The organism is Streptomyces sp. E2N166 (genome assembly GCF_003671715.1).
Classification (GTDB): domain Bacteria; phylum Actinomycetota; class Actinomycetes; order Streptomycetales; family Streptomycetaceae; genus Streptomyces; species Streptomyces thinghirensis.
In genome coordinates this window covers 282,924-286,387 of sequence record NZ_RAIF01000018.1, presented here as the reverse complement: position 1 = coordinate 286,387, position 3,464 = coordinate 282,924, and the positions used below count along the sequence as shown (strand labels likewise).

The following is a 3,464-nucleotide window of genomic DNA, read 5'->3' as shown; positions in this document are numbered from 1 at the left end:
CAGCACCGTGAGCAGACCCGGCGACCCGGCCACCAGCACCGCCAGCCCGGCCGCCGCCAGCAGGGTGTGCAGCGCGTACCCGGCGACCAGGCCGCCCACCGCCCACGTCACCGAACGGTCGCGCAGCCCGGCCGTGATGGCGTACGCCCAGTCCGCGCCCGGCACGCACACCAGCAGGAGGTCCAGGGCGAGGAAGGAGATGAGGAGTCCCGAGTCCATGCCGGGAAGATTAGGCGCATACGTCCCGAAGGTGTTTCCGAAGTTTTTCCCGTCCAGGGCATGTGGTGGAAGAATCTGCCCCGTGGACGACATGGACCGGAAGATTCTTGCCCAGCTGCAGCAGGACGGGAGGCTGACCGTGACCGAGCTGGCCGCGCGGGTGCGGCTGAGCGTCTCGCCGTGTCACCGGCGGCTGCGTGAGCTGGAGCGGTCGGGGGCGATCGGCGGCTACCGGGCGGTGGTGGACCCGGCCGCCGTGGGGCTGAACTTCGAGGCGCTGGTCTTCGTGTCGATGCGGCAGGAGGACCGGGACACGGTCGCCGAGTTCGAGCGGGCGGTCAGCGAGGTGGCGGAGGTGGTCGAGGCGCAGCGGCTGTTCGGGGAGCCGGACTACCTGCTGCGCGTGGTCGCCGCCGACCTGGCGGCCTACCAGCGGCTCTACGACGAGCGGCTCGCCACCCTGCCCGGGGTGCAGCGGCTGACGTCGACGCTGGTGATGAAGCACGTGGTGCGGGACCGGCCGCTGCCGGCGTAGCGCGGCACGCGGCGCGCGCGGCCCGGATGACAGGCTGCCGGGCGTACTGCTACTTGGTGGGCTTCTTGCCGGTGACGCCCAGGTACACCAACAGGGCCAGGTTCGGCCTGAGTTCGGCCTGCTTGACGCCCCAGGAGGAGAATCCTTTCTGGTGCGACGCGGCGGCCGCGAGCATGACGACCAGCGAACCGGAGATCGCCGCTGGGTTCACGTCCTTGTCGACCTTTCCCTTGGCCTGCAGTTCGGCGACGGAGTCCGCGAGGGAGGAGTTCACCGAGTTCAGGATCTTCATCCGGATCTTGGAGAACCGTTTGTCGCCCTCCGCCGCGCCCAGGTCGATCACCCGGAGAATCGCGTCGTTCTTCCGCCAGAACTCCAGGAATCCGTCGACGAGTTCCTGCGCCGTCTGCCAGCCCGCCTTGCCGACCCAGGAGCGGCCCGCCGTCAGCTCGGCCAACCCGGTGCTCTCGGCGGCCATTTGCTCCGCGATCTCCAGGACGGCTCCCTCGACGTCCGGAAAGTACTGGTAGAAGGTCGCGGGCGACGTGCCGGCCTTGCGGGCGACATCGATGACTTTGACATCGCGATAGGGGGAGGAGCTGAGCATTTCGCTGAGGCAGTCGAGCAGTTTCTGCCTGGTCGCCTGCCCACGTCGACCAGCCACGCGGCCGTCGACGGTACGCACTTGTCCTGTCATGCCGTCAGCTTACCGACGGGCGATCCGAGCGCGATTCGGCCGACTGCAAATGGGGTGCGAGGGCGGCGAGAGGCTGGTGTGCCTGGTCTGCGCGGTGCGGGCGGCGCGGTTACTTTGACGGCATGGCCGAAAACGGGGCATCAGCGAAGCGGACGTCCGGCGACCCGGGCGAGGCGTCCGCACCTCCGGAAGGCGTTCCCTGCTGGGTGGACGCACATCTCTCCGACGTGGCGGCGGGCAAGCGTTTCTACGGCGAACTGTTCGGCTGGACCTTCGATGAGCCGCCGGAGGAGCCGGCGAAGGGGCCGGCGGACGAGTGGGCGTGGGCGCGGCTGGACGGCGAGCCCGTCGCGGCCCTGGTCCGCAAGACGGACGGCCGGATGCCCACCGTGTGGTCCGTGTACTTCCACACCCCGGACGCGGCGGCACTGGCCGAGCGGATCCGGGCGGGCGGCGGGCAGGTCGTCACCCCGCCCCACCCGGTCGGCGGCCTGGGCACCACCGCGCTCGCCGCCGATCCCGACGGAGCGGTCTTCGCCCTCTGGCAGCCGGCCGGCCACCCCGGCTTCGGGCGCCGGCACGAGCCGGGCACCTTCACCTGGACCGAGCTGTACACCCGGGACACCGAGGCCGCCAACACCTTCTACGGCGACCTCTTCCACGACGCCCTCTTCGGTCCGGACGCCTCCCCCGACTTCGGCCGCGCCCCGGTCTCCTCCGTCTTCCCCGCCCAGATGCCGCCGCACTTCCTCGTCCACTTCCTGGTCGGGGACGTCGAGGCCGCGCTCGGTGCGGTGGCCCGGCTCGGCGGGCGCGTGCGGGTACCGCCGTTCGAGACGTCGTACGGCGGGGTGGCCGTGGTCTCGGACGACCAGGGGGCGTCGTTCGCGCTGCTGCAACGCTGAACGGGTCCCCGGGACCGGGGCCCTATGCCCGGGATCGGGTGAGACACCCCGATTGTCCCCAGGTTCGCCACCAGCGCCTCGGACAGGAAGAATCGGGGTGCGTGGCGCCACGGAGGTGCGGTGGTGAGACGCTGCACTTCGGTCGCGTACATATGTGGGTGGCGCGGCCCGTACGGGGAGGTGGCAGGCAAGTGGTGGATCAGCTGACGCAGCACGATCCGCGGCGGATCGGGCCGTTCGAGGTGCTGGGCCGGCTCGGCGCCGGCGGCATGGGGCTGGTCTATCTCGCGCGCTCGGCGTCCGGCCGGCGTGTGGCGATCAAGACGGTCCGCACGGAGCTGGCGGAGGACCAGTTGTTCCGCGTCCGCTTCACGCGCGAGGTGGAGGCGGCCCGCGCGGTCTCCGGCTTCTACACGGCGGCGGTGGTCGACGCCGACCCCCGCGCGGCGGTCCCGTGGCTGGCCACGGCCTACGTCCCCGCGCCCTCCCTCGAGGAGATAGTGAACGAGTGCGGGCCGCTGCCGGCCCAGGCGGTGCGCTGGCTGGCGGCGGGCGTGGCGGAGGCGCTCCAGTCGATCCACGGCGCCGGACTCGTCCACCGCGACCTCAAGCCCTCCAACGTCCTCGTCGTCGAGGACGGCCCCCGGGTGATCGACTTCGGCATCGCGTCCGGTGTCTCGAACACCCGTCTGACGATGACGAACGTCGCCGTCGGCACCCCCGCCTACATGTCCCCGGAGCAGGCGAAGGACTCCCGCAGCGTCACCGGGGCGAGCGACGTGTTCTCGCTCGGCTCCATGCTGGTCTTCGCCGCCACCGGGCACCCGCCGTTCCACGGTGCCAACCCGGTCGAGACGGTCTTCATGCTGCTGCGCGAGGGCCCGGACCTGGAAGGGCTCCCGGACGAGCTGCGCCCGCTCATCGAGTCCTGCATGCAGATGGACGCGACCGGCCGCCCCAACCCCGCCGACCTCCAGGCCCAGCTCGCCCCGCACCTGTTCGGCTCCGGCTCCGACGACAGCGGTACGGCGTCGGCGTGGCTGCCCGAGCGGGCGGTGGGCCTGATCGAGGGCCGCCGCAACGGGCGCCCTCCGGTCAAGCCCGGCGC

4 protein-coding genes and 1 pseudogene are annotated in these 3,464 nt (G+C 71.5%); 3 read left to right on the top strand and 2 right to left on the bottom strand.

The genetic code is table 11. The annotated features are described in order from the left end of the window. A pseudogene (locus EBH09_RS38930) lies at positions 1-219 on the bottom strand (LysE family translocator); the annotation flags it as partial. A gap of 82 nt (positions 220-301) precedes the next feature. Here EBH09_RS38930 and EBH09_RS15560 point away from each other — a divergent pair. Next, entirely contained in the window at positions 302-754 is a 453-nt protein-coding gene (locus EBH09_RS15560; RefSeq protein WP_121747599.1) for an Lrp/AsnC family transcriptional regulator, read from the top strand. A gap of 49 nt (positions 755-803) precedes the next feature. On the opposite strand, the gene EBH09_RS15555 is transcribed toward EBH09_RS15560, so the two are convergent. Then, positions 804-1,439 carry a TetR family transcriptional regulator gene (locus tag EBH09_RS15555; RefSeq protein WP_121747598.1) on the bottom strand — a complete coding sequence of 212 codons (636 nt, stop codon included), beginning with the start codon at positions 1,437-1,439 and terminating at the stop codon, positions 804-806. Positions 1,440-1,657: 218 nt separating this feature from the next. Here EBH09_RS15555 and EBH09_RS15550 point away from each other — a divergent pair, with 218 nt between their 5' ends. Both EBH09_RS15550 and EBH09_RS15545 read left to right on the top strand, forming a co-directional pair. Beyond that, positions 1,658-2,356, top strand: a complete 699-nt coding sequence (locus EBH09_RS15550; protein ID WP_121747597.1) for a VOC family protein — start codon at positions 1,658-1,660, stop codon at positions 2,354-2,356. 191 nt (positions 2,357-2,547) lie between these two features. Then, on the top strand, positions 2,548-3,464 hold a 917-nt coding region (locus EBH09_RS15545; RefSeq protein WP_153182673.1), incomplete at its 3' end, for a serine/threonine-protein kinase.